At 71.5% G+C, this 4356-nt stretch carries 4 protein-coding genes; all 4 read left to right on the top strand.

Features of this window, described 5'->3' with window-relative positions; translation table 11 throughout:
* The first annotated feature begins 151 nt into the window (after positions 1 to 151).
* The 4 genes from ACFWE2_RS16300 (at position 152) to ACFWE2_RS16285 (ending at position 4278) form a co-directional block, all read left to right on the top strand.
* On the top strand, positions 152 to 979 hold the full coding sequence (locus ACFWE2_RS16300; RefSeq protein ID WP_377225263.1) for a septum formation initiator family protein: 828 nt from the start codon (positions 152 to 154) through the stop codon (positions 977 to 979).
* Between the two features lie 69 nt (positions 980 to 1048).
* Positions 1049 to 1549, top strand: coding sequence for a DUF501 domain-containing protein (locus tag ACFWE2_RS16295; protein WP_377225262.1), 501 nt, complete (start codon positions 1049 to 1051; stop codon positions 1547 to 1549).
* 82 nt (positions 1550 to 1631) lie between these two features.
* Positions 1632 to 2582, top strand: a complete 951-nt coding sequence (locus ACFWE2_RS16290; RefSeq protein ID WP_377225261.1) for an exopolyphosphatase — start codon at positions 1632 to 1634, stop codon at positions 2580 to 2582.
* A 238-nt stretch (positions 2583 to 2820) separates the two neighbouring features.
* Entirely contained in the window at positions 2821 to 4278 is a 1458-nt protein-coding gene (locus ACFWE2_RS16285) for an NAD(P)/FAD-dependent oxidoreductase (RefSeq protein ID WP_377225260.1), read from the top strand.
* Positions 4279 to 4356 lie beyond the last annotated feature (78 nt).

The raw sequence follows: 4356 nt of genomic DNA, 5'->3' as shown, positions 1-4356 counted from the left end.
CCTCTCTGTTCCGAGGTGGGGGCGTCGTGTGGCACCTGTACGTCTGACACGTCCGCTCGTGTCTGACAGCTTTCGTGTTCCACAGGTTCGACACACGGCACGCCGGAGGTAATGCCGGTACAAAGGCCTCGCGAATCGGCACAATCGACCCATGCCTTCCTCACGTCGTCCGGCGCGACCCTCGGGCCCGGCCCGCGGCTCAGGCGCGCGCCCGTCGGCCCCCCGTGCGGGAGCGGGTGCGTCGGGCGCGAAGAAGGCGAAGGACGCGAAGCCGACGGGCAAGGCCGCCCCGAAGAAGCAGCCCGGTCCGACGGCGAAGGGTTCCACCGCGAGAGGTGGGGCGTCCGGCGGGTCCGCTCGTCAGCCCGCCGCGCCGCCGGGGGCCGGCCGCCGTACCGCCGCGCCGCGGAGTGCGCCCGCTCGATCTGCCGCGCGCCCGGGGACCGCCGCCCCTAGGGCCGCGCGCCCGGCGTCGGGCGCCGGGGTGAAGCGACCCACGCAGCCGCGTCGCCGCAGCACTGTCAACGGCAGCGTCCCGCCGCCGCGCGCGGACCGTAAGCGCGGCAGCTTCGGGCTCGTGCTGCCAGAGGTGCTGACGGTCCGCGCCATGGTGCTGTCCGTCGTGGTGCTCCTCGCGGTGGTGCTGCTGCTGCCGACCGTACGCGCCGTCGTGACCCAGCAGGCCGAGCTGCGCGAGCTCCGGGCGGAGCTGAACCAGCAGCTCGTGCAGAAGGAGGAGCTCGATACCGAGCTCGCACGCTGGGACGACCCGTCGTACGTGATCGAGCAGGCGCGGTCGCGGCTGCACTTCGTCATGCCGGGGGACAAGGTGTGGCGCCCCCTCGACACCGACTCCGTGCAGCAGGAGGAGCCGCCGCCCGGCGTCGTCGAGCCGTCGCCCGGCGCGTCGGAGGATGCGAGAACCCCCTGGTTCACGAGCGTGTGGGATTCTGTGCGGATCGCGGGCGGCGAGGAGTAGGCGCGCGCGTCCGCCCGATCGCGCGTCGCGTCGCGCCGGGCGGACGATCTCTTGGGGGACAATGGAGCGGTGAACTCCGTGATCGAGACAGTGTCCGACGACGATCTGCGCGTCCTGGCCGAGCAGCTCGGCCGCGAGCCGCGCGGCGTCGTGGGGATCGCGGCGCGCTGCGTGTGCGGCCGTCCGACCGTGGTGCGCACGGCGCCCCGCCTGCCTGACGGCACGCCGTTCCCCACGGTCTTCTACCTGACCCATCCTGGCGCGACCGCGGCCGCGTCGACGCTCGAGGCGAACGGTGTGATGCGGGAGATGACGGCGCGGCTCGAGCAGGACGAGGAGCTCGCCGCCGCCTACCGGAAGGCGCACGAGCACTACCTCGCCCAGCGTGAGGCGATCGGGCACGTCGACGAGATCGCCGGCATCTCGGCCGGCGGCATGCCGACGCGCGTCAAGTGCCTGCACGTCCTGTTCGCGCACGCGCTCGCCGCCGGCCCGGGTGTGAACCCGCTGGGTGACGAGGCGCTGGAGCTGGCCAAGGACACCTGGCGCCCGGACCGCTGCACCTGCTGAACCGCGCCGACGACCACGTGAGCTTTCTCGCGGAACGGCACGTCCGACGTCCTCGGGGTGGCGGGGCTGGAAGAATCTTCGTGTGACTCCCTCTCGTGTGGCCGCGATCGACTGCGGCACCAACTCGATCCGCCTGCTCGTCGCGGACGTCGACGCCGCCGGCAATCTCACCGAGCTCGACCGCCGCATGGAGGTGGTACGGCTCGGCCAGGGCGTCGACCGCACCGGCGAGCTGGCGCCCGAGGCGCTGGAGCGCACGCTGGCGGCGACCCGGCAGTACGCGGCGGCGATCGAGGCCGCTGGGGCGCAGCGCGTGCGGTTCGTCGCGACGTCGGCGACGCGGGACGCGCGGAACCGCGACGAGTTCTTCGAGGGCGTCAGGGCGGCGCTCGGCGTCGACGTCGAGGTCATCACCGGTGCCGAGGAGGCGCAGCTCTCGTTCCGCGGTGCCACCGGCGCGGTCGCCGAGGCGCATGCCGGCCCCTTCCTCGTGGTCGACCTCGGCGGCGGATCCACCGAGCTGGTGCTCGGCACCGGCTCGGTCGACGCGAGCGTCTCGATGGACGTCGGTTCGGTGCGGATGACGGAGCGGCACCTGCACGGCGATCCGCCGTCGGCTGCGGAGATCGCGGCGGCCCGCGCGGACGTGCGGGCCCACCTGGACGACGCCGCCCACGCCGTCCCGCTCGCGAAGACGGCGACGCTGGTCGGGCTGGCCGGTTCGATCACCACGGTGACCGCGCACGCGCTGGGACTGTCGGAGTACCGGCGCGAGCGGGTGAACCAGGCGGAGCTCCCGGTGCAGACGGTGCTGGACTCGTGCGCGGCGCTGGTCGAGGCGCCGCGCGCCGAGCGAGCGGCGATGGGTTTCCTGCACCCGGGCCGGGTCGACGTCATCGCGGCCGGGGCGCTCGTCTGGTCCGAGGTGATCACCCGCGTGGTCGCCGACGTCGCGGCGGCCGGCGGTTCGCTGACGAGCGTGGTGACGAGCGAGCACGACATCCTCGACGGGATCGCGTTGTCCATGGCGTGAGCCGGAGGTGAAGCGAAGGGTGCGGGCCGAGGAACGAGGCACGCGCCCGAAGCGGAACCGCAGGCTCACGCCAGATCCGTCGAGCGTGAGCCGGGAACTTCCGGCCGCGGTGGTCCGTTGTGGCTGCCAGAGGATCGAGGACGTTCCTGCAGCGGCGACGGCGGCGTGGGGTGCATCACGCACACGCCGCCCTTTGGCGTGTCAATGCGGATGCGTGGCGCGCGGTATCCTGGGAATCATGCCTCAGAACGACCTGACCTCGGTCAGCCATGCTTCCGATGCGGCGAGCACGCCGCGCCCGCGGAAGGTGCCGCGCATCGTGGTGCTCGGCGGCGGGTCCGTCGGCCTCTACGTGGCGCGCCGCCTGCGAAAGAAGCTGAAGAAGCGGGAGGCGGCGATCGTCGTCGTCGACCCGCGGCCGTACATGACGTACGCGCCCTTCCTGCCCGAGGCGGCTGCCGGGTCGATCGACGCCCGCGACGTCGTGGCACCGCACCGCAAGGCCCTCAAGGGCATCGACGTGCTGCAGGGCAAGGTCACCACGATCGAGCACGGCCGCAAGCACGTGAAGATCCAGCCCGAGTCGGGCGACGAGTACGAGGTGTCGTACGACCAGCTTGTCGTCGGCCTCGGCTCGGTGTCGCGCACGCTGCCCATCCCGGGTCTCGCGGAGTCGGCCATCGGCTTCAAGAACGTCGAAGAGGCCATCGCGGTCCGTAACCACGTGATCAACCGGATGGACGTCGCGTCCTCCACGTGGGACGCCGACCTGCGCAAGCGCATGCTCACGTTCACGTTCGTCGGTGGCGGGTTCGCCGGCATCGAGGCGCTCGCCGAGATCGAGGACATGGCGCGTTACGCGACGCGGCAGTACCAGACGATCGAGGCGTCCGACCTGCGGTTCGTCATGATCGAGGGCGCCGGGCGCATCCTGCCCGAGGTCACGGAGCCGATGGGCGAGTACGCGCTCGCCGAGCTGAAGAAGCGCGGCATCGAGTTCCACCTCAACACCTTCCTCTCGTCCTGCGTGGACGGGCACGTCGTCACGTCGACGGGCGTCGAGTTCGACACCGAGACCATCGTGTGGACCGCGGGCGTCAAGGCGAACCCGGTCATCAAGGAGGCGTCCGACCTCCCGTTCGACAAGATGGGCCGCGTCATCGTGCTGCCGACGCTGCAGGTCGCGACCGAGGACGGCGAGATCGTCGAGGGTGCATGGGCCGCCGGCGACTGTGCCGCCGTGCCGGACGTGAACAACCCGGGCAAGTTCTGCCCGCCGAACGCACAGCACGCGATCCGCGAAGCGGTGCGCCTGGCCGACAACATCGTGGCGCTCTACAAGGAGAAGCCCGCCGTCGACTACGACCACAAGAACCTGGGCGTCGTCGCGTCGCTGGGCCTGTACAAGGGCGTCGCCGAGCTGTTCGGCTTCATCAAGCTGCGCGGCTTCCTCGCCTGGGTGGCGCACCGTGGCTACCACGTGATGGCGATGCCGACCGGTAACCGCAAGGTCCGCATCCTGATCGGCTGGATCGGCCAGTTCCTCCTGGGCCGCGAGCTGGTCTCGCTGGGCTCGCTGCACGACCCGCGTCAGGAGTTCCGCAACGCGTCGGTGCCGCCGAAGCCGGTGGGCGAGAAGGTCGAGCAGAAGGCGGAGTCGTCCGCCGAGCGCGCGGAGTCGGGCGCCAAGGCCTGACCTGGGCGCCGACTGGCACCAGTGGTTGTTGGCTGCTGACTTCGGTCGGTTGCTTCGAGATCGGTCAGTTGATTGACC

Source organism: Promicromonospora sp. NPDC060271 (assembly GCF_042726755.1).
Classification (GTDB): domain Bacteria; phylum Actinomycetota; class Actinomycetes; order Actinomycetales; family Cellulomonadaceae; genus Promicromonospora.
The sequence above is the reverse complement of the archived record's forward strand: the minus strand, read 5'-3'. Positions and strand labels throughout refer to the sequence as shown.